This window comes from Phytobacter cepae, from assembly GCF_054165735.1.
In genome coordinates this window covers 3,377,439-3,399,094 of the sequence record NZ_CM135107.1, presented here as the reverse complement: position 1 = coordinate 3,399,094, position 21,656 = coordinate 3,377,439, and the positions used below count along the sequence as shown (strand labels likewise).

Here is a 21,656-nt window from a genome sequence, read left to right as displayed (position 1 = left end):
AGGTGAGCCGATTTTCGGTGGGACGACCCGCCACCATTGAGTTCTGACTATGTTTACGAAACTCCTGATTGCTAACCGTGGCGCGATTGCCTGCCGTATCCTGCGTACGCTGCGCACCATGAAGGTGGGCGGCGTGGCCGTCTGGTCTGAAGCCGACGCCAGCAGCTTACATATCCGTGATGCTGACGAAGCCATCAGCCTGGGCGAGGGCCCGGCGGCACAAACCTATCTGGTCATCGACAAAATTATTGCTGCCGCCCGCCACAGTGGTGCCGAGGCCATTCACCCCGGATATGGTTTCCTCTCGGAAAACGCCGCGTTTGCCGAAGCCTGTGAAGCGGCGGGGATTGCCTTTGTCGGCCCCACGCCGGAACAACTGCGCGTCTTTGGCTTAAAACACACTGCACGTGCGCTGGCAAAAACCCACGGCGTGCCGATGCTTGAAGGGACCGAACTGCTGGCTAACCTTGACGAGGCGCAACAGGCCGCACGCCTCGTCGGCTTCCCGGTAATGCTGAAAAGCACTGCGGGCGGCGGGGGGATCGGTATGCGCGTTTGCTATAACGCCGGGGAGTTGGCGGAAGCCTTCGATGCCGTGGTGCGGCTGGGCAAAAACAACTTCAGCGATGCCGGTGTGTTTATCGAAAAATACATCGAGCGGGCGCGCCATCTGGAAGTGCAGATTTTTGGTGATGGCAAAGGCGACGTCATTTCTCTCGGCGTTCGCGACTGCTCGGTCCAGCGCCGTAACCAGAAAGTGCTTGAAGAAACGCCCGCCCCGAATCTGCCGCAGGGCATGGAGGCCGCACTGTGCGAGGCGGCGATCACACTGGGTAAAGCCATCAGCTACCGCAGCGCCGGCACCGTGGAGTTTGTCTACGACAGCCTTGCCCGTCAGTTTTACTTCCTGGAGGTCAATACTCGCCTGCAGGTGGAGCACGGCGTGACCGAGCAGGTGTGGGGCGTGGACCTGGTGCGCTGGATGATTGAGCTGGCGGCAGGTGAGTTGCCGCCGCTGACTGAACTGGCCGCAGGGCTTGCTCCGCAGGGCCATGCGGTGCAGGCGCGCGTGTATGCCGAAGATCCGGGCCGTCAGTTTCAGCCTTCGCCGGGCCTGCTGACCGAGGTCTTTTTCCCGGCCGACGATCGCCAGGCGCTGCGTATCGACACGTGGGTAGCAGCCGGATGCGAAGTGCCGCCGTTCTTCGACCCGATGCTGGCAAAAATCATTACCTGGCAACCGACCCGCACCCAGGCGATTGCCCAACTGGATGCGGCGCTGGGGGCGACCCGGTTGTACGGCGTCGAGACCAACCGCCAGTACCTGCAACAGATTCTGGCGTTCGCACCTTTTGCCGAGGGTGAACCCTGGACCCGCTGTCTGGAAGCGCTCAGCTACTATGCCACCACCTTTGAGGTGTTGAGTGCCGGTACCCAGACCACGGTGCAGGATTACCCCGGTCGTCAGGGCTACTGGGCCGTGGGCGTACCGCCATCAGGACCGATGGACTCCCGTGCACTGCGCCTGGGCAATGCGCTGCTGGGCAATGCCTCAACCGAGGCAGCGCTGGAGATGACGCTCAGTGGCCCGACGCTGAAATTCAATACCGATGCCGTTGCGGTGGTGACCGGGGCGGCGATGAACATCACGCTCAATGGCGCCGATGCACCGATGAACACCGTATTTACGGTTCCGGCCGGAAGTACCTTGCGACTGGGTGAGGTGAGCGGGGCGGGTGTCCGCAGTTACCTGTGTCTGCGCGGCGGTATTCATGTGCCCGACTATCTCGGCAGCAAAAGCACCTTCACCCTCGGTCAGTTTGGCGGTCACGCCGGGCGGGCATTACGCACCGGCGATGTGCTGCACATCCCTGCGCTTAAAGAGAGCCGGAGCGGGGCCGTGTTACCCAGGACGTTGCACACCGATTTACCTGCCGTACGCGAGTTGCGGGTGATTTACGGGCCGCATGGCGCACCGGAATATTTCTCGGAAAATTACATCACCACCTTTTTTGCCACCGACTGGGAAGTGCACTTCAACTCCAGCCGTACCGGCATCCGCCTGATCGGGCCGAAACCGGAATGGGTACGCGACAGCGGCGGCGAGGCGGGGCTGCATCCGTCCAACATTCATGACAATCCCTACGCCATAGGTGCTGTGGATTTCACCGGCGATATGCCGGTTATTCTTGGCCCGGATGGCCCGAGCCTCGGCGGGTTTGTCTGCCCGGTGACTATCATCGAAGCCGATCTCTGGCAGCTTGGGCAACTGAAAGCGGGCGATAGGGTGCGCTTTGCGCCAGTGGATGTGGCGACCGCGCGCCTGCTGGCACAGGCGGAAAAGCAGGAAGTGGAAACCCTGCAACCCGTTGTCGTGAACTGGCAGCCGGCCCGGCCGGTGTCGCCAGTGGTACTCGACACGGGCGAGGCGGACAAACGGCTGGTGGCTCGTCTGTCTGGCGATACCCATCTTTTACTGGAGGTGGGTGCCCCGGAGCTGGATCTGGTGCTGCGTTTTCGCGCTCATGCCCTGATGCAGGCGCTGGAGGCCCGCGCGCTGGCCGGCGTCATTGACCTGACGCCGGGTATCCGCTCTTTGCAGGTGCACTATCAGCCGGAAACGCTGCCGCTCGGCGCGCTGCTGGCGGTGATTCGGGGAGTGTGGCGCGAGGTCTGTCAGAGTCAGGATCTGGACGTGCCTTCGCGCGTCGTCTGGCTGCCGCTCTCCTGGGACGATCCGGCCTGCCAGAAAGCCATCGAAAAATACATGACCACCGTGCGCCGCGATGCCCCCTGGTGCCCGAGTAACCTCGAGTTTATCCGCCGCATCAACGATCTCGAAAATATCGACGAGGTCTACAAAACCGTTTTTGACGCCCGCTATCTGGTGATGGGGCTGGGGGATGTGTACCTCGGCGCACCCGTTGCCACTCCGCTCGATCCGCGTCACCGCCTGGTGACCACCAAATACAACCCGGCCCGTACCTGGACGGCTGAAAACTCGGTGGGGATTGGCGGCGCGTATCTCTGTGTCTATGGGATGGAAGGGCCGGGAGGCTATCAGTTTGTCGGGCGCACGCTGCAGATGTGGAACCGCTATCGCGATGTGGCCGATTTTGGTGGTAAGCCCTGGCTGCTGCGCTTCTTCGATCAGATCCGTTTCTACCCGGTCTCTGCTGAAGAGTTGCTAACTATTCGCCGCGACTTCCCGCTCGGGCGCTATCCGCTGCGTATTGAGCAGACCACCCTGCGACTGGCGGAGTACCAGCAGTTCCTTGCCGATGAAGCCGAGAGCATTGCCGCGAACCGCACTCACCAGCAGGCGGCTTTTGCCGCCGAGCGCGATCGCTGGATTGCCAGCGGCCAGGCCCATTTCGACAGCACCGATGTGGTGAGTGATGAAGGGGAAGAGGCACCGCTTAACGCAAACGAAAGCGGGGTCGACAGCCCGGTCTCCGGCAACCTCTGGCAGGTAAATGTCAAAGCGGGCGACAGCGTCAGTGAGGGCCAGACGCTGGTCATCCTTGAGTCCATGAAGATGGAAATTCCGTTGACCGCGCCTCATGCCGGTGTGGTCAGTCAGGTTCGGGTGCAGCCGGGAAGCTCCGTGCGCGCCGGGCAATGCGTAGTGGTGATGGAGAAAGCACAATGACAGATTCTTTTGATTTACGACTCGATACGCTGGCAGCGCAGTACCGCAACGGCACCCTGACGCCGCGTGCGTTGATAAAAACGCTTCGCGAACGCGCCATCGCGCTCAACCCGGTGTTTAATCTTTTCATTCATATTCTCACGCAAGAGGAGCTGGAGCCGTACCTGTCAGCACTCGATGCCCGTCTACCCGACGAGCTGCCGCTTTATGGCGTGCCGTTTGCCATTAAAGACAATATTGATATCGCGGGCATTTCCACCACCGCGGCCTGCCCGGCCTTTGCCCGTATTGCAGAGCAGGATGCCACCATTGTGCGTCAACTGATTGCCCTGGGCGCTATTCCGATGGGCAAAACCAACCTCGATCAGTTTGCCACCGGGCTCAACGGCACGCGTTCTCCCTACGGCGCCTGCCGCAACAGCGTGCATCCCGACTATCCGTCGGGCGGCTCAAGCGCGGGTTCCTCACTTGCGGTCGCGCTGGGCGTCGCCAGTTTTGCGCTGGGCACCGATACCGCAGGCAGCGGGCGTGTTCCGGCTTCTCTTAACAATCTGGTCGGACTTAAAGCCACTAAGGGGCTGGTTTCCACGGCGGGTGTCTTGCCCGCCTGCCGCACCCTGGATTGCGTGACCTTCTTCACGGCGACCGCCGCCGAAGCCAGCCGTTTACTCGCGCTCACCGCCGGGCTGGATCCTGCCGATGATTACAGCCGTCAGAACCCAGCCTGGAATGGGGCGCAGGCCTTTGGATCACCGGAAAAAGGCTTTCGTTTTGGCGTGCCGGATACGCTGGAATTTCTCGGTTGTCAGGAGAGCGAAGCCCTGTTCCACACCGCTAAGGCGCAGCTTGAGGCGCTGGGTGGCGTGCCGGTGAGCATTGATTTCACTCCCTTTATGACCGCGGCGAAGCTGCTCTATGAAGGTCCGTGGGTGGCGGAGCGCTATCACGTGGTCGGGCCGTTGATTGAACAGCAGCCCGACGCTGTGCTGCCGGTGATCCGTGACGTGCTACAAAAAGCGCCGGGAACCGATGCGGTCAGCACCTTTGACGGGCTGTATACCTTGCAGCATTTCAAAGCCCAGTGCGACGCCACCCTCGCCGGGCTGGAGTGCGTGCTGACGCCAACCTATCCGCGCCCGGTCACGCTGGCCGAATTGCGCGACGAACCGGTGAAACGTAACGCGGATTTAGGCTATTACACCAACTTTATGAACCTGCTGGATTACGCGGCCGTCGCGGTGCCGGTCGGGTTTATGGCCAACGGTTTGCCCTCTGGCGTGACCCTGTTCGGACGCGCCTTTACCGACCAGTATCTGCTGGGGCTGGCAGATGCGCTGCAACGCGCGCAGCCGCTCACCTTACCGGGCGGCAGTCGACTTAGTGCGCCGGCACTTGCCGGGGTCGCCAGTAATGACCGGGTACAGGTCGTGGTCTGTGGCGCTCATCTTGATGGGCTGGCGCTTAACCACCAACTGCGTCAGCGCCAGGGGCGGCTGCGTGAGGTCACGCAAAGTGCAGCGGCCTATCGTCTCTATGCGTTAGCCGACGGTAAACGCCCGGGCATGGTGCGCGTTGCCGAGCAGGGACGGGCGATTGCGGTGGAGGTGTGGGAGATCCCGTCAAGCGAACTGGGTTCCTTCCTGTGTGGTATTCCCGCCCCACTTGGACTTGGCAAAGTGGAGCTGGCAGACGGTCGGTGGGTGACGGGATTCATTTGTGAAAATTATGGATTACAGGATGCGACCGACATCACTGAATGGGGTGGCTGGCGTGCATGGCTTGCAGGCCGTGCGTAATGTGAAGCATTGCTAAAGTGTAAAGATACCTTTTTGGCGGTGAATAGTTGATGGTGTTCATGCTTTTGTTCGAAAGTTGACCATACTATGAAGTGGCACAATGGCTGACAAGGGAGGGAATACGTATGACCGTCGATGAACTCACACGCTGCCTGTTGGACAAATTGCTCAATGCCCGTTTTGAGCTTGAGACCTATCTCCATTTGCGTAAAGCAAAAGGGTATATGTCAGTCAGCGAAACCGATCAGTTAAAGGACAGTTTCTTTGATCTCGCGAGGGAGATTCGCGACAGAGGTGAGCAACTTAATCAGTTGCTGGACCACGATAGCCGTGGCGCATTGTACCGTGCAGAAGAAGCGTTATCTTCAGCAGCCGTTAGTCTGCTGACCGGGCGTCATGACTGTCCGACCTACATTGCAGTGAATGCTGATAAGTTGGAGCGTTCGTTGAACGTGCTGAATTTCAGTATCGATTATTTGCGTGAACACTCACCGCTTGAAGAAGCGTGAGGCAGGGGGAGGAGACTCCCCCTTTTTACTGTGGTTTCGCCTGAAGGTTGAGTGATCCCGACAAAACAATACGAGCATGGGCAACCCCCTCTCCATTCAGGTAGAGGGCTGGGGTGAGGGGGAACATGCGGCTCTGGTGGTCATTCCGTTCACCTTATGTTCCTTGCTTTTCTGTCACGCCAGAACCTGTGAACGTGCCAGGGCGGTTCACCGCCACCACCCTGGCGACCCGGGCTCCCGGCCAGGAAAATCGCCGCTGGCGCGGTTCACTTAGCCTATTCCTTCAGGCTTATCGGGGACGGGCGAAGGTAACGTCCCTGTAAAGTCGCCCTCGTCGCGCATCCCTGCGCGGCGCCCCGGCCTTACGGATACGCTTCGTCGATTTTCAGCCGGACCCTGTCATCGCGGTAACGGTTTTATTCTCATGGCGCGATGTTATCGCTGTAAAACGTAATGTTACTGGGGAATCCTCAGCCCTCAGGGTGAGGGAAAAAAACGGGCCTCGAGGTGAACGTAATAAATAATTTCAGTTTTTGTAAAAGTCCCCTCCCGCTTGCGCTGGCTGTCTACCCTTTAGGCTAACAATCGCTCAAGGAGAGTGCCATGCGCCGCCACGCTGTTTATCTGATACCTACTTTGTTCCTCTCGGCCTCCGTACTGGCGGCCCCCGCGCCGGTGAAGGTTGAGGTACTGCAAACCAAACTGGACCATCCCTGGTCTCTGGCTTTTTTACCCGCTGATCAAGGCATGCTGATAACCCTGCGCGGGGGCCAGTTACGCCACTGGCAGGCCGGGAAGGGTATTTCCGATCCTATTGTTGGCGTGCCGCGCGTCTGGGCCAACGGCCAGGGCGGGTTGCTTGATGTTGTGCTGGCCCCCGACTTTGCCCAGTCGCGACGCGTGTGGCTGAGCTATGCGGAAGTGGGCAACGACGGCAAAGCGGGAACGGCAGTGGGCTACGGGCGATTGACGGACGATCTTTCGCGCATAGAGGCCTTCCAGGTTGTCTTCCGCCAGCAGCCAAAACTCTCCACTGGCAACCACTTCGGCGGCCGCCTGGCGTTTGATGGCAAAGGCTATTTGTGGATTGCGCTGGGGGAAAATAATCAGCGTCCCACCGCGCAGGAGCTGGATAAACTGCAGGGTAAGCTGGTGCGGCTTAGCGATCAGGGAAAAATCCCGACGGACAACCCTTTTGTGGGGCAGGCGGGCAAACGACCTGAGATCTGGGCCTATGGAATTCGTAATCCGCAGGGATTGGCAATGAACCCGTGGAGCAATGCGCTCTGGCTTAACGAGCATGGCCCGCGCGGTGGAGATGAAATCAACATTCCGGAAAAAGGCAAAAACTACGGCTGGCCGCTGGCAACCTGGGGCATCAACTACAGCGGATTCGCCATTCCGGAAGCCAAAGGTGAGAAGGTGGATGGCACCGAACAGCCCATTTTCTACTGGAAAAAATCACCCGCAGTCAGCGGCATGGCCTTCTACAACGCAGATACCTTCCCGCAGTGGAAAAACAAACTCTTTATTGGCGCGCTAAAGGATCAGGATGTGATCGTGATGAGCGTCAACGGCAATACGGTGACGGAAGACGGGCGTATTCTGGGCGATCGTAAACAACGTATTCGCGATGTGCGCGTAGGGCCGGATGGCTTTTTATACGTCCTGACGGACGAGTCTGACGGTGAGCTACTGAAAGTGAGCCCGGCGCAGTAAAAGGCGCCGGGCTAAGGGTCAGGTCACCGGGATCATCACGACCTCACGGAAGGCCGGGCGCTCGGTAAGACGCTGATACCAGCGTTCCAGATATGGGCGCGGCGCCCAGCTCAGGCCGATGTTGTAAAGGTTATAGACAAAGGGCGCGACGGCGATATCGCCGGGACCGAATTCATCACCAGAGAGCCACGGCTGGGTGGCCAGCGCATCATCCAGCAGGGCGAAGAGTTCGTCGCAGGCGTTGATGCCCGCTTCAATCGCAGTGGTATCACGTTTTTCTGCGGGGGTGCGCACAATGCCGACCAGCAAAATACCGTGCTTCGGGGCCAGGGTGCTCAGCGCCCAGTCCATCCACTTCTCACCCCTGGCGCGCGCAGCGGGTGACTCCGGCCACAGGCGGCCCTGACCATACTGCGCGCTAAGGTAGCGCACGATAGTGTTAGACTCCCAGAGGAGCACGTCGGTTTCGTCATCACGCAGCAACGGCACCAGCCCGTTCGGGTTCATTGCCAGATATTCGGCTTCGCGGTTAAGGCCAAAGGCCCCGCCAGCCAGAATATGTTCATACGGTAATTCGAGTTCTTCCAGCGTCCAGCGCACTTTCTTGACGTTCGACGAGTTATTTCTGCCCCACAATGTGATCATATGACCCCCTTGATGTTCCGCACCCTCAGATAGCCATCATGGTGAGATAAAGTTAACGTTCTGGCAACGATTTACAAAAAAATCGGCACCGGGCAGCGCAACAATATGTTATTGCATAAACTTTACTTTTCGGCGCTTTCATTCGCGTACGTTATGCGCTATTACTCACGGCTTGTTGCGGCACGGTGGTGCGACGTTTATTTCAGAATGGATACCTGGGTGGCCTATATGACGCATTTCTCTCTCTTTTCACGCAATCTTGCGGCGGGAGCCGCACTGATCGTTCTCTTCTCTTCCTCTCTGCATGCCGCGGAGCAAGCTCCTGATGCGCCGGCGATCGATGCTCGCGCGTGGATCCTGATGGATTACAACAGTGGCAAAGTGCTCTCGGAGGGCAATGCCGATGAGAAACTCGACCCGGCGAGTCTGACCAAACTGATGACCAGCTACGTGGTCGGTCAGGCACTCAAAGCCGGAAAAATTCAGCTTACCGACACGGTGACCGTCGGCAAAGATGCCTGGGCCACCGGTAACCCGGCCCTGCGCGGCTCCTCCCTGATGTTCCTTAAGCCAGGCGATCAGGTATCGGTGGCCGATCTGAATAAAGGGGTGATCATTCAGTCTGGTAACGACGCCAGTATCGCCATTGCTGACCATGTGGCGGGCAGTCAGGACTCTTTCGTCAGCCTGATGAACGGTTATGTGACCAAACTTGGGCTTACCAACACCACTTTCAAAACGGTACACGGGCTTGATGCGCCGGGGCAGTTCAGTACCGCGCGTGACATGGCGCTGCTCGGCAGGGCCCTCATTCACGACGTGCCGGATGAGTACGCCATTCATAAAGAGAAAGAGTTTACCTTCAACAAAATTCGCCAGCCGAACCGCAACCGCCTGTTGTGGAGCACCAGCATGAACGTGGACGGCATGAAAACCGGGACCACTGAAGGGGCGGGCTATAATCTTGTCGCCTCGGCAACCCAGGGCGACATGCGCTTGATTTCGGTGGTGCTCGGGTCGAAAACCGACCGTATCCGTTTTAATGAGTCTGAAAAATTGTTGACCTGGGGTTTCCGTTTCTTTGAGACCGTCACGCCCATTAAACCGGACGCGACCTTTGTCAGCCAGCGCGTCTGGTTTGGCGATCAAAGTGAGGTAAAACTCGGCGCGGGTGAGGCGGGTTCGGTGACCATTCCTCGTGGTCAACTGAAAAACCTGAAAGCCAGCTACACCCTGACGGAACCCCAACTGACGGCACCGCTGAAAAAAGGCCAGGTGGTCGGCACCATCGACTTCCAGCTCAACGGTAAGTCTATCGAACAGCGTCCGCTGATTGTGATGGAGGCCGTGGAAGAGGGTGGCTTCTTTGGCCGGATGTGGGACTTCGTGCTGATGAAATTCCACCAGTGGTTTGGTGGCTGGTTCTCCTGATGCTTAACGTCCGTGCCCCTGGCGGGCACGGAACCTCAGTACATCAGCGTGATCTGCTGCGTTTTGGCAAAATCCACTAACGCATCGTCCGGGCGGCAGTCGCTGACGATGGCATCAAAGTGGCTGAGTTCTCCCATGCAAGCCGGGCGCACTTTGCCAAACTTGCTGTTGTCGACCACCAGGACGTGGTACTGGGCGCTGGACATGGCCCAGTGCTTAAGCGGCAGCTCTTCCAGATTAAAGCAGGTTACGCCTTGCTCAACGTGCACCCCGGCAGCAGAGTAAAAGGCGATGTCCGGGCGCAGGTAGTTCAGCGTCTCTTTGAAACTGAGCGGCTGAAAAATAGCGTTGCTGGCGTGAAACTCCCCGCCGCTGAGAATCGCCCGGCATAAGGGTTTGTCCTGCAGGGAGAGAAAGGTGTTCAGGGAATAACAGACGCCGGTGAAGGGTAGCTCATCCGGGATGGCTTCAATGATCCAGGGCGTGGTAGTGCCACAATCGAAAAACACCATTTGATGAGGCTGCACCAGTTTCGCGGCCAGCTCAGCGGCACGACGCTTTTCATCCACCAGGCGCGTTTTTTGATCGCTCAGCAGATAATGGCTGGCGGTGCGGGGTTCCAGCACAATGTAGCCCCCGAGCAGCACAACAGGCGCACTGTTTGTACTGAGATCGCGGCGAATGGTCATCTCAGAGACGCCCAACAGGGCGGCGGCTTCTTTCAGATGCAGCTTATCACTGCGTTTAAGCGCGGAGAGTAACTGACCGATGCGTTCGTCACGTCTTGTTTCCATAGATCCCCTGAGTATAAAGAAAGCCCTGCATAGAGCAGGGCGTTCAGTTTACCTGTGCCGTCGGGCTTAGTCACGCACCCAGCCCCGACGAATGGGGATCGCAAAACAGAGACGGTAAAGCTGCTGTGCCACGCGAAGCAGGGCGCTACCGAGCCCGTGCCACAACATTTGTGCGCTCAGGCAGCCGCAGAGCGCAACCATCAGGCCGCCGAGCATGTCCAGCGGCCAGTGCACGCCAACGTAGACGCGTGACCAGGCAATCGCCAATGCGATAACCATCAACAGCGCGCCAGACCAGACCCGGTGCCAGGCGATAAAGGCGACGGCGAAGGTGAAAATCACCGTGCCGTGGTCGCTCGGGAAGGAATAGTCTGGCGAATGATGCAGGAAGTTGTAACCGATGTGGTCGACGAACGGGCGGTTATGCGGAAACAGATGCCCCAGCAGGTAAGAGAGCGACATGCTGATGGCCATCGCCATGGTGATTTTAATCACCAGCTGGCGCTGAGCGCTCACCTGATGGCGCGGCCCCCACAGCCATAACCCCACGGCCAACAGTGGCACAATGCCAATCACGTCATTGGCGATGATCCGGGCGGCGCTGATAAGCCAGGCGGGGGATTCAGGAGTGGCATTTATCCACTCAAACAGCGAGTAGTTGAGGGTTTCTAACATACCGTTGACGACGCTTAGCACACAGGCAGTAATGGGAAAACGCTAACCTTAAAAGCATGATTACGCAGGGTAAAGTGCTTTTACTTTTCTGGACGCAGAGTTAGAGGATTCTTACGCCAGAAGGTTCATTATTCTGAAACATTACGCCGTAACGCTTAAGAGAACCTTAAGCGGTAAAACGTGCTTTCTGCGCCGTTAACAACACAATTCACTATCCTGGCGCAGAGGCTTTGATTACACTCTGCGCGATTTTTTTACGTTAAAGAGATGGCATGCAAAATCATTCCCTTACTGGTCAACGTCTGGGTCGTCAGGCGCTGCTTTTCCCGCTCTGCCTGGTGCTGTACGAATTCTCCACCTATATCGCTAACGATATGATTCAACCCGGCATGCTGACCGTGGTCGAACAATATCAGGCGGGTATTGAGTGGGTACCGACCTCGATGACCGCCTATCTGGCAGGCGGTATGTTTTTACAGTGGTTGCTGGGACCGCTGTCGGATCGCATTGGCCGTCGGCCAGTGATGCTGGTGGGCGTGGTGTGGTTTATTGTCACCTGCCTTGCCACCCTGCTGGCGCAAAACATTGAACAGTTCACCCTGCTGCGTTTCCTGCAGGGGATAAGCCTGTGCTTTATTGGCGCGGTTGGCTATGCGGCAATTCAGGAGTCCTTCGAGGAAGCAGTGTGTATCAAAATCACCGCGCTGATGGCTAACGTGGCGCTGATCGCACCGCTGCTAGGCCCGCTGGTCGGTGCCGCCTGGGTGCATATCGCACCATGGGAAGGGATGTTTGTGCTCTTTGCCGTGCTGGCGGCCGTGGCCTTTGTTGGCTTACAACGTGCCATGCCGGAGACGGCCACGCGGCTTGGCGAGCCGTTGTCGATGAAAGCGCTCTGGCACGATTATGCGCAGGTGATGAAAAATGTGCGCTTTGTTGCCGGTGCGCTGGCGACTGGCTTTGTCAGCCTGCCGCTACTGGCGTGGATTGCCCAGTCGCCCATTATCATTATCAGCGGCGAACAGCTCAGTAGTTACGAGTATGGGCTGTTGCAGGTACCCATTTTCGGCGCACTGATCGTCGGGAATCTGGTGCTGGCAAAACTGACGTCTCGCCGGACGGTGCGCGCGCTGATTATCCTCGGCGGCTGGCCAATCGTCGCCGGACTTATCGTAGCCGCCATCGCCACCGTGGTGTCATCGCACGCGTACCTGTGGATGACGGCAGGTTTGAGTATTTACGCCTTTGGCATTGGGCTGGCGAATGCGGGTCTGGTGAGGCTGACGCTGTTCGCCAGTGACGTCAGCAAAGGGGCGGTTTCGGCGGCGATGGGCATGCTACAAATGTTTATCTTCACGGCGGGTATCGAAGTCAGTAAACATGCCTGGCTTATGGGCGGCAACGGTCTTTTCAGCTTATTCAACCTGCTGAACGGGATCATCTGGCTCGGGCTGATGGTGATTTTCCTGCGCGATAAACGCGTGGGTAATTCACTGGAAGGCTAGGGCTGTTCACATTTCGCTGCGAAACAGCCGCGTCTCTTAATGATGATGATCATCAATTTGGTGTTCGATGATCATTCCTTCACCGACGCTTGCCAGATGGCGAGCGCGGGGTGCAACGCGCACGACAGGGGCGGGTGCGACAACCTGCGGGGTGACGTACGCCGTTTGCGGTTCAGGGGTATTAACAGGGACGAGTTCGATTTTGTAGCCATCCGGCACATTGACCGTGACGTTTTGCGCCATCGCGCCTGTCGAGAGGGTGGCTAAAAGCAGAAGGGGGAGCAGGGTGCGTTTCATGTTCGCCTCGGGAAGTTGCAGTGGCTGACAGGATGTCAGCCACAAAACCGGACGAAGTATGCGTAATTGCCAGGGCGCGTTTGTTGCCGCGTGTGCGGCAGATTTTTCGCAAGCGCGAGTGAGTGTCACTCCGTAGCGGATTCCAGCGGGGTTGTCGGCTTCGCCACGGCTTTAGCAACCAGTGCGGCGACCAGCACCAGGCCCAACACCACCAGCATGGCGCTGCGTAATCCGTAGTGCTCGCCGAGGAAGCCCAGCAGCGGTGGCCCCACGAGGAACGCCAGATAACCGGTCGTCGCCACCACACTGACGCGTGTCGGTGCATCCGGCCCGGTGTCGCTGGCCGCGGAGATGGTGAGCGGGAAGCCTAAAGACGCCCCCAGTCCCCAGAAAATGACCGACAGTCCGGCAACCCAGGCATTATCGACAAAGATAATAAGCCCGATGCCGAGTGCGCCCATCAGGGCACTGGCCCGCACCACCGCCACGCGGCTGTAGCGATCGATAAACCAGCCACCGGTAAAACGCCCGACCGTCATCCCCAGGGTGAAGCCTGCATAAATCAGCGAGCCAGAGGTCGGGTTAAAGCCGTGACCATCGACCATCAGCAGCGGCAGCCAGTCGTTGGCGGAACCTTCCGCGAAAGCCATCGCCAGTACCACCACGCCAATTAGCAGGAGCTGGGCATCGCGATAAAACGGCACGCCTGCTTTATTACGCTGTTTGTCTTCCGGCGTATCTTTGCCGGTGCCTTCAGGAATGGCTGAAATGGCTATCACAATCGGCGTAATGGCGACCAGCGCCGCCAGCAGAATGTGCAGCGTGGCCGGGGTGCCGAAAGCGGTTAAGGTCATACCGATGCCTGCGCCCGCCAGCGTCCCGAGGCTGTAAAAACCGTGCATCATCGGCAGCACGGTTTTGTTCATCTCTCGTTCCACCACCGCGCCTTCGATGTTGATCGCCACTTCTCCCGCGCCCATGCTTCCACCGAAGAAGGCCAGCCCGACCGCAAACAGCAAGGGGGAAGCAAACCACAGCGCCAGGCTCAGAATCGCCATGCCAACCACCGCCGCCGCCATACTGGCGCGAATAACTTTACGGGTACCAAAGCGTTTCACCAGCCAGCCCGAGGAGAGGATACCGCTCATCGACCCCACTGAAAGACCGAACAGCACCGCCCCCATTTCAGCCGTCGAGACAGACAAAATGTCGCGGATAGCGGGGGTGCGGGTGGCCCAGGAAGCCATCAACAAACCGGGTATGAAGAAGAAGGTAAACAGCGCCCAGAGCCGATGTTTAAGGGCATTACGATGAGAGATGACAGCCATGACGTCGCATCCTGCAGGGAAAAGAGAGGACAACACTAGCAAGAGTGTGTACATTTGTACATAACTGATTAAGAGGATCTATGAGCAGACGACCGAACGACCCGCAGCGGCGCGAAAGAATCATTGAGGCGACGCTCGAGACCATCGCCGAACATGGCATTCAGGCCGTAACCCACCGTAAAATCGCCAGCTGCGCGGACGTGCCGCTCGGCTCGATGACCTACTATTTCACGGGTATCGACGCACTGCTTGATGAAGCCTTTACCCGATTTACTCAGCAGATGTCGGTCCAGTACCGGGCCTTTTTCGACAACGTCAAAAACCCGGCGGATGCCTGCGAGGCGGTCACCAATCTTATTTACAGCGCCCAGGTCACCACGCCACACAATATGGAGCTGATGTACCAGCTCTATGCCTTTATGAGCAAAAAGCCGACCTTTAAAAGCGTAATGCAAAACTGGATGCGTACCAGTCAGACCACCCTTGAGCAGTGGTTTGAGCCCATTACCGCCCGCGCGCTGGATGCGTTTATCGAAGGGATGACGCTGCACTTTGTGGTAGACAGAGAGCCGCTGAAGCGTGAAGACCTGAGAGTGATGGTTGGGCGGATTGCAGGGGAGAGGTGAGGCTAGAAAACAAAAAACCCATCAACCTTGAACCGAAGTGGCGGGGTTGATGGGCTCCACAAATTGGGGACATCAAAGAAAAGCAGTGGCACTAGTTATGACTGATGCCTGGTAAAAAAGTTCTCCGACCACTGAAAATAATTTCTACTTAGGAGTTATCCGAGGACAGGCCAGATGATGATGATCAAGGTCCCTGCCAGCGTCAGCAGCACGTTGGCGATGGCGTAAGTGCCAGCGTAGCCCAGCGCCGGGATGTTACTGCGCGCGGTGTCGCTGATGATCTCCATGGCGGGGGCGCAGGTGCGGGCACCCATCATCGCGCCGAACAGCAGGGCGCGGTTCATTTTGAGCACGTAAGCGCCGAACAGGAAGCAGATCATCACCGGCACCAGACTGACGATAAGCCCGGCAATCAGCATCTGTCCGCCCACTTCGCCCAGCCCGTTACCAATACCGCTGCCTGCGCTCAAACCGACGCCGGCCATAAAGACCATCAGACCAAACTCTTTCACCATGTTCAGCGCGCCCTGCGGGATATAGCCGAAGGTTGGGTGGTTAGCACGCAGGAAGCCGAGCATGATCCCGGCAAACAGCAGACCGGCTGCGTTACCAATCCCGAAGCTGAACGAGCTGAACTGGAAGGTGATCATGCCGATCATCAGGCCGACGATAAAGAAGGCGCAGAAGGCGAGCAGATCCGTCACCTGACTGTGAATGGAGATAAAGCCGATGCGGTCGGCAATGGTCTTCACGCGTTTCGCTTCGCCGCTCACCTGCAGAACATCGCCTTTATTGAGCACGATGTTGTCGTCGATCGGCATCTCAATCTGGCTGCGGATAACGCGGTTGAGGAAGCAGCCATGGTCAGTAAGCTTGAGCTGTGCCAGACGGCGATTGACCACGTTATGGTTTTTGACCACCACCTCTTCGGTCACGATGCGCATGTCGAGCAGATCGCGGTCAAACACCTCTTTACCGTTACGGAAACTGGGGTCGAGACGGGCATGGGCGTCCGGGTAACCCACCAGGGAGATTTCGTCGCCGACCTGCAGCACTGCATCGCCGTCCGGGTTTGCCAGAATGCCATTGCGGCGAATACGTTCGATGTAACAGCCGGTCTGGCGATAAATCCCCAACTCTCGCAGATTTTTACCATCCGCCCAGGCGACCAGCTCGGGGCCAACGCGATAGGCGCGGATTACCGGCAGATACACTTTGCGATTGGTGTCAGTATCCAGGCCTCGCTCGCGGGCGATTTGTTGGGCGCTGGTTTGCAGGTCCTGATGTTGCAGTTTCGGCATATAGCGCGAGGCAACAATTAAACTCACCAGACCAATGAGATAGGTCAGGGCGTAGCCGAGGCTGAGATGATCGAGCGCGCTGGAGAGCTGGCTGCTGTCCATCCCGAGATGGCGTAAGGTGTCTCCCGCGCCGACCAGCACCGGGGTGGAGGTCATCGATCCGGCGAGCATCCCGGCGGTAAGACCGATATCCCAGCCGAATAACTTACCCAGTCCGAGCGCAATCAACAGGGCGCTGCCCACTAATACCAGAGCCAGCATCAGATAATTCTTGCCGTCGCGGAAAAAAATAGAAAAAAAGTTTGGCCCCGCTTCCACACCCACACAAAAAATAAACAGCATAAAACCCAGATTCAACGCATCGGTGTTAATGCTGAAATGTTGCTGACCCAATAATAAGGAAACCACTAAAACGCCAATGGAATTACCGAGTTGTACAGATCCCAGACGTAATTTCCCCAGACAAAGCCCGAGTGCCAGGACAACAAATAATAACAGTATGTAATTCCCGTTTAACAAATCTGCGACGTTTATATTCACGGAGGCTAACTTCTTGTTTACTTGTAAGCTATTGAAAGAAAGGGTTATTTGGGCTACTGTTTTGTCTCGTTGCCGGCGCGGAAAATGTAGCATTCGAGCCGGGCTCTTAAAAGCAAAACAATAACTGGCCGCTAGTTTAATCGTATTGAATTGCAACGGCTAGTGAGAATCAACTATTCCCGTGGGGGGCATTTGGCACGGATTGCCATCACGCTTTATCTGACCGGGCGTTCTTTTGAACGAATGAAGTGTTTGATAGAGAAAAAACTCAGGAGGATAGATTGAAGTATAAACAAAGCCTGGCAGGCATTATCTGCTGTTTTATACTTTTTATTGTTGTTTGCTTATCACTGGTCATGAATGTAGACGGTGCTTTTCGGGCCTCCGGGCATCCCGAACTGGGGCTGCTGTTCTTTATTTTGCCAGGGGTTGTGGCGGGTGTTTTTTCCAGGCAGCGCAACGTTCTGGTATCGCTGATCGGTGCCATTCTTGCCGCACCGCTGTGCCTGGTGTTAATGCACGTCTGTTTTACGCCTGTTCGCTCTTTCTGGCAGGAACTGGCCTGGCTGTTCAGCGGGTTGTTCTGGTGCTCGCTGGGGGCACTGTGCTATTTGTTCTTCAGCCGACTGTTCACGCCGCGGGCGCGTTAAGTTTTTTGCGCCCAGCCGGGTTTCAGGCAAACCAGCCGAAATGTTTGCGAATGTATTTAGTGAATTCTGTTGCGCTGCCGATGTGCTTCTGATCGATAAAGATCTGTGGCACGGTCTCAATAGGTTTACCCGCCGCCTCTTCTAATGCCTTACGGCTTACGCCATCGGTGTGAATGTCCACATAGCGCCATTCAAACCCCTGCTGTTTTTTTGCGATTCGTTCAGCAACTTCTTTCACCCGAGCGCACTGCGGGCAACCGGCGCGACCAAATATCACGGCATACATCGTTTCTCTCCCTAAACCAGACGGTAACTGCGGCTATGATGCGGGTAGATTGCGCACTTTTAAAACAGGTTGTGCCTGTTGTGTTAATGCCTGGAACCTTTCAACGCAACTATCGGATAACCTCTGTCAAAGGTTCACCTATAATGTGCGCTTTGCTTCTTTTTCAGGGAAACGTCATGACCCCCACCATAGAACTTTTACGTAGCCATCGCTCCATTCGCCATTTCACTGCTGAGCCCATCACCGATGAACAGCGAGCGGCTATCGTTGCTGGCGCGCAGGGCACCTCCAGCTCCAGCTTTTTACAATGCAGTTCCATTATTCGCATCACGGACACCGCCCTTCGCGAACAGCTGGTTACGCTCACCGGCGGTCAACAGCATGTGGCGCAGGCAGCGGAGTTCTGGGTGTTTTGCGCCGATTTTAACCGCCATTTGCAGATTTTCCCGGAGGCACAGTTGGGGCTGGCTGAGCAGTTGCTGCTTGGCGTAGTGGATACGGCCATGATGGCGCAGAATGCAATGACGGCGGCCGAATCATTGGGACTCGGTGGCGTCTATATTGGCGGGCTGCGTAACAATATCGAATCGGTCACCACCTTGCTCAACCTGCCAAAACAGGTGTTACCCCTGTTTGGACTGTGCCTCGGCTGGCCGGCGGATAACCCGGATGTGAAACCGCGTTTACCGGCATCCCTGGTGATGCATGAAAACAGCTACCAGCCGGTGGACGCGCAGGCGCTCGCTCAGTACGACGAAGAACTGGCGGCGTATTACCTCTCCCGTGGCAGCAATAATCGTCGCGATACCTGGAGCGACCATATTCGTCGCACCCTCATCAAAGAGAACCGTCCCTTCATTCTCGATTATTTGCACAAGCAGGGATGGGCCGTGCGTTAATTCCCATGCATCCTGCACCTCGCTGCGTGTATGATACGCGGGCTTTTCCAGCGCTAATCAGAGAGGTGCAGGGTGAAAATAGCCGTATTGTCCCGGGACGGAACGCTCTATTCGTGCAAACGTCTGCGGGAGGCCGCCACGTCACGAGGCCATCAAATCGAGATCCTCGATCCGTTGTCATGTTATATGAGCATCGATCCGGCCGCCTCCGCGGTGCATTACAAAGGTCGTCAGCTTCCCCACTTTGATGCGGTGATCCCGCGCATCGGTTCTGCTATCACCTATTACGGCACGGCATCACTGCGTCAGTTCGAAATGCTGGGCAGCTATCCGCTAAACGAATCCGTCGCCATTATGCGCGCCAGAGATAAATTGCGTTCGCTACAGCTGCTGGCGCGACAGGGCATTGATCTTCCGGTTACCGGTATTGCCCATTCGCCGGATGACACCAGCGACCTGATTGCGATGGTCGGCGGTGCCCCGCTGGTAGTGAAGCTGGTAGAAGGTACTCAGGGAATTGGCGTGGTGCTGGCCGAAACCCGGCAGGCGGCGGAGAGCGTGATTGATGCGTTTCGCGGCCTGAACGCCCATATCCTGGTGCAGGAGTACATTGAAGAGGCGAAGGGCAGGGATATCCGTTGCCTGGTTGTTGGTGATGAAGTGGTGGCGGCCATTGAACGTCAGGCGAAAGAGGGCGATTTCCGCTCCAACCTACACCGTGGCGGCGTGGCCACCGTCGCCACCATTACGCCGCGTGAGCGTGAACTGGCGCTGGCAGCGGTCAAAACGCTCGGTCTGGATGTCGCCGGAGTCGATATTTTGCGCGCCAACCGCGGGCCGCTGGTGATGGAAGTGAACGCCTCGCCTGGGCTGGAAGGTATCGAAAAAACCACCGGCGTTGATATTGCAGGCAAAATGATCCACTGGATCGAGCGTCACGCTACCCCTGGTTTTTGCCTGAAAACCGGCGGATAGCCGATTTTCTCCCCGGTAGAATGGTACACGTCCGGCTTTTTGCGTAAGCTAGGGCATTATTTTTTTAGTCAGAGGTCGTTTCGTACTATGGATTCACTTGTCGTCCCTGGTCTGGACACCCTACGTCAATGGCTCGACGAAGTGGGTATTAATTTCTTTGAATGCGATACCTGCCAGGCGTTGCACCTGCCGCATATGCAGAATTTTGATGGGGTGTTTGACGCCAAAATCGATCTCATTAACGATGTGTTGCTCTTCACCGCAATGGCCGAAGTGAAGCCATCTGCGCTGCTGGCGCTGGCTGCCGATCTCTCAGCAATTAATGCCAGTTCTTTGACGGTGAAAGCGTTTATCGATATTCAGGATGATAACCTGCCAAAGCTGGTGGTTTGCCAGACATTATCCGTTAATGTTGGTGTCACTATCGAGCAGTTCGCCTGGTTTATGCAGCAAAGCGAAGAGCAAATTTCAATGGTGATTCTTGAGGCTCGCGCCCATCAATTGCTCTATATCCCGGAAGAAGAAGAATCGGCAAGCGGTGATGAATCGCGCAATTTTCTTCACTAAGGCTTTGTCACTTAAGCGCAGTCGCTGCCAGAGCGGCTGCATAACAGATATTTTTATTCTGCTTTTATCCTCTCTTGCCAGCATCATTCACCGCCATTCCCCCCTGTTCGGCTTATCACATAGACAGAATCTGCATAAAAAATTGATAAAAGGCGTTTTTTAATCTGCCCTATAGCCTCTAACCCTGGCTACAGTTATTCTTGCGATGCTTTAAAAGCATGCGGCGTCGACCGAAAGAATTTTTCTCTTCGGCCAGTGCAGACTGACAAAATATGCATGAATTTTGCATATCTTAAATGCGTACATTTAGTTCGTATGGTAACGGACTTTCCAGAAGGAATGAGATATGACCGCCTTGAGTAAAAAATGGTTATCAGGTCTTGTTGCGGGTGCATTGATGGCCGTCTCTGCCAGCACACTCGCCGCAGAGCAAAAGACGCTGCATGTTTATAACTGGTCTGACTATATTGCGCCGGATACGGTGGCAAATTTTGAAAAAGAGACAGGCATTAAAGTCGTTTACGACGTGTTTGACTCCAATGAAGTGCTGGAAGGCAAACTGATGGCCGGCAGTACCGGTTTCGATCTGGTGGTGCCGTCCGCGAGCTTCCTGGAGCGTCAGCTGACCGCAGGGGTTTTCCAGCCGCTGGATAAGAGCAAGCTGCCGAACTGGAAAAACATGGATCCGGACGTATTAAAGATGGTCGCCAAACACGATCCGGATAACAAATACGCGGTACCCTATCTGTGGGCCACCACCGGCATTGGCTACAACGTCGATAAAGTCAAAGCCGCGCTGGGTGATGTGCCGGTAGACAGCTGGGATCTGGTGCTGAAACCGGAAAACCTGGAGAAACTGAAGAGCTGCGGCGTCTCCTTCCTGGATGCGCCGGAAGAGATCTTCGCCACCGTGCTGAACTACCTTGGCAAAGATCCCAACAGCAGCAAAGCGGATGACTACTCCGTTGCCGCCACCGATCTGCTGCTGAAACTGCGTCCGAATATTCGCTACTTCCACTCTTCTCAGTACATCAACGATCTGGCCAACGGCGATATCTGCGTTGCTATCGGCTGGGCAGGAGATGTGTGGCAGGCGGCAAACCGCGCCAAAGAAGCGAAAAACGGTGTGAACGTTTCTTACATCATTCCAAAAGAGGGCGCGCTGGCGTTCTTTGATGTCTTCGCTATGCCGACTGACGCAAAAAACAAAGAGGAAGCTTATCAGTTCCTGAACTACCTGATGCGTCCGGACGTCATCGCCCATGTCAGCGACCACGTGTTCTATGCTAACGGTAACAAAGCATCGGTTCCCCTCATCAGCGCCGAAGTGCGTGACAACCCGGCTATCTATCCGCCAGCGGATGTATTCGCCAAGCTGTATACGCTGAAAGTGCAGGATCCTAAAATTGACCGCGTAAGAACCCGTGCGTGGACAAAAGTGAAAAGCGGCAAATAAATCAA

General features: G+C 56.6%; 19 protein-coding genes. 12 read left to right on the top strand and 7 right to left on the bottom strand.

Annotated elements, in window-relative coordinates:
• Window positions 1-49: 49 nt before the first annotated feature.
• The 4 genes from uca (at window position 50) to ACUY4Q_RS15955 (ending at window position 7,676) form a co-directional block, all read left to right on the top strand.
• Window positions 50-3,652, top strand: coding sequence for an urea carboxylase (uca, locus tag ACUY4Q_RS15970; RefSeq protein ID WP_458043714.1), 3,603 nt, complete (start codon window positions 50-52; stop codon window positions 3,650-3,652).
• Window positions 3,649-5,448, top strand: coding sequence for an allophanate hydrolase (atzF, locus tag ACUY4Q_RS15965; RefSeq protein WP_458043713.1), 1,800 nt, complete (start codon window positions 3,649-3,651; stop codon window positions 5,446-5,448). The genes uca and atzF overlap by 4 nt, the downstream gene beginning before the upstream one ends.
• 125 nt (window positions 5,449-5,573) lie before the next feature.
• Window positions 5,574-5,957 carry a biofilm formation regulator BssR gene (locus ACUY4Q_RS15960; protein WP_458043712.1) on the top strand — a complete coding sequence of 128 codons (384 nt, stop codon included), beginning with the start codon at window positions 5,574-5,576 and terminating at the stop codon, window positions 5,955-5,957.
• A 603-nt stretch (window positions 5,958-6,560) separates the two neighbouring features.
• Complete coding sequence (locus ACUY4Q_RS15955; protein WP_458043711.1) at window positions 6,561-7,676, top strand: PQQ-dependent sugar dehydrogenase; 1,116 nt, start codon at window positions 6,561-6,563, stop codon at window positions 7,674-7,676.
• A gap of 18 nt (window positions 7,677-7,694) precedes the next feature.
• Here the strand turns inward: ACUY4Q_RS15955 and ACUY4Q_RS15950 are convergent, their stop codons facing one another.
• Window positions 7,695-8,321, bottom strand: coding sequence for a glutathione S-transferase family protein (locus ACUY4Q_RS15950; protein WP_458043710.1), 627 nt, complete (start codon window positions 8,319-8,321; stop codon window positions 7,695-7,697).
• A 228-nt stretch (window positions 8,322-8,549) separates the two neighbouring features.
• Between ACUY4Q_RS15950 and dacC the strand changes: the two genes are divergently transcribed.
• Window positions 8,550-9,752, top strand: a complete 1,203-nt coding sequence (dacC, locus tag ACUY4Q_RS15945; protein ID WP_458043709.1) for a serine-type D-Ala-D-Ala carboxypeptidase — start codon at window positions 8,550-8,552, stop codon at window positions 9,750-9,752.
• A 35-nt stretch (window positions 9,753-9,787) separates the two neighbouring features.
• On the opposite strand, the gene deoR is transcribed toward dacC, so the two are convergent.
• Window positions 9,788-10,546 carry a DNA-binding transcriptional repressor DeoR gene (gene deoR, locus ACUY4Q_RS15940; protein ID WP_458043708.1) on the bottom strand — a complete coding sequence of 253 codons (759 nt, stop codon included), beginning with the start codon at window positions 10,544-10,546 and terminating at the stop codon, window positions 9,788-9,790.
• Between the two features lie 66 nt (window positions 10,547-10,612).
• Window positions 10,613-11,221, bottom strand: a complete 609-nt coding sequence (ybjG, locus tag ACUY4Q_RS15935; protein WP_458043707.1) for an undecaprenyl-diphosphate phosphatase — start codon at window positions 11,219-11,221, stop codon at window positions 10,613-10,615.
• Window positions 11,222-11,493: 272 nt separating this feature from the next.
• Here ybjG and ACUY4Q_RS15930 point away from each other — a divergent pair, with 272 nt between their 5' ends.
• Window positions 11,494-12,726, top strand: a complete 1,233-nt coding sequence (locus ACUY4Q_RS15930) for an MFS transporter (protein WP_458043706.1) — start codon at window positions 11,494-11,496, stop codon at window positions 12,724-12,726.
• Window positions 12,727-12,762: 36 nt separating this feature from the next.
• Here the strand turns inward: ACUY4Q_RS15930 and ACUY4Q_RS15925 are convergent, their stop codons facing one another.
• On the bottom strand, window positions 12,763-13,023 hold the full coding sequence (locus tag ACUY4Q_RS15925; RefSeq protein ID WP_458047361.1) for a hypothetical protein: 261 nt from the start codon (window positions 13,021-13,023) through the stop codon (window positions 12,763-12,765).
• 125 nt (window positions 13,024-13,148) lie between these two features.
• On the bottom strand, window positions 13,149-14,351 hold the full coding sequence (locus ACUY4Q_RS15920) for an MFS transporter (RefSeq protein ID WP_458043705.1): 1,203 nt from the start codon (window positions 14,349-14,351) through the stop codon (window positions 13,149-13,151).
• Between the two features lie 80 nt (window positions 14,352-14,431).
• Between ACUY4Q_RS15920 and ACUY4Q_RS15915 the strand changes: the two genes are divergently transcribed.
• On the top strand, window positions 14,432-14,977 hold the full coding sequence (locus ACUY4Q_RS15915; protein ID WP_458043704.1) for a TetR/AcrR family transcriptional regulator: 546 nt from the start codon (window positions 14,432-14,434) through the stop codon (window positions 14,975-14,977).
• A 155-nt stretch (window positions 14,978-15,132) separates the two neighbouring features.
• Here ACUY4Q_RS15915 and ACUY4Q_RS15910 read toward each other — a convergent pair whose 3' ends face one another.
• Window positions 15,133-16,818: an aspartate:alanine antiporter gene (locus ACUY4Q_RS15910; protein ID WP_458043703.1), complete on the bottom strand. Its 1,686-nt coding sequence runs from the start codon at window positions 16,816-16,818 to the stop codon at window positions 15,133-15,135.
• A 281-nt stretch (window positions 16,819-17,099) separates the two neighbouring features.
• On the opposite strand from ACUY4Q_RS15910, the gene ACUY4Q_RS15905 reads away from it, so the two are divergent.
• Entirely contained in the window at window positions 17,100-17,468 is a 369-nt protein-coding gene (locus ACUY4Q_RS15905) for an inner membrane protein YbjM (protein WP_458043702.1), read from the top strand.
• Between the two features lie 22 nt (window positions 17,469-17,490).
• On the opposite strand, the gene ACUY4Q_RS15900 is transcribed toward ACUY4Q_RS15905, so the two are convergent.
• Window positions 17,491-17,754: a GrxA family glutaredoxin gene (locus ACUY4Q_RS15900; RefSeq protein WP_458043701.1), complete on the bottom strand. Its 264-nt coding sequence runs from the start codon at window positions 17,752-17,754 to the stop codon at window positions 17,491-17,493.
• Between the two features lie 176 nt (window positions 17,755-17,930).
• Between ACUY4Q_RS15900 and nfsA the strand changes: the two genes are divergently transcribed.
• The 4 genes from nfsA (at window position 17,931) to potF (ending at window position 21,651) form a co-directional block, all read left to right on the top strand.
• Entirely contained in the window at window positions 17,931-18,653 is a 723-nt protein-coding gene (nfsA, locus tag ACUY4Q_RS15895; protein WP_458043700.1) for an oxygen-insensitive NADPH nitroreductase, read from the top strand.
• Window positions 18,654-18,725: 72 nt separating this feature from the next.
• Window positions 18,726-19,628 carry a 30S ribosomal protein S6--L-glutamate ligase gene (rimK, locus tag ACUY4Q_RS15890; protein ID WP_458043699.1) on the top strand — a complete coding sequence of 301 codons (903 nt, stop codon included), beginning with the start codon at window positions 18,726-18,728 and terminating at the stop codon, window positions 19,626-19,628.
• An 87-nt stretch (window positions 19,629-19,715) separates the two neighbouring features.
• Entirely contained in the window at window positions 19,716-20,195 is a 480-nt protein-coding gene (locus ACUY4Q_RS15885) for a YbjN domain-containing protein (protein ID WP_458043698.1), read from the top strand.
• A 346-nt stretch (window positions 20,196-20,541) separates the two neighbouring features.
• Window positions 20,542-21,651 carry a spermidine/putrescine ABC transporter substrate-binding protein PotF gene (gene potF, locus ACUY4Q_RS15880; RefSeq protein ID WP_458043697.1) on the top strand — a complete coding sequence of 370 codons (1,110 nt, stop codon included), beginning with the start codon at window positions 20,542-20,544 and terminating at the stop codon, window positions 21,649-21,651.
• The last annotated feature ends 5 nt before the right edge of the window (window positions 21,652-21,656 follow it).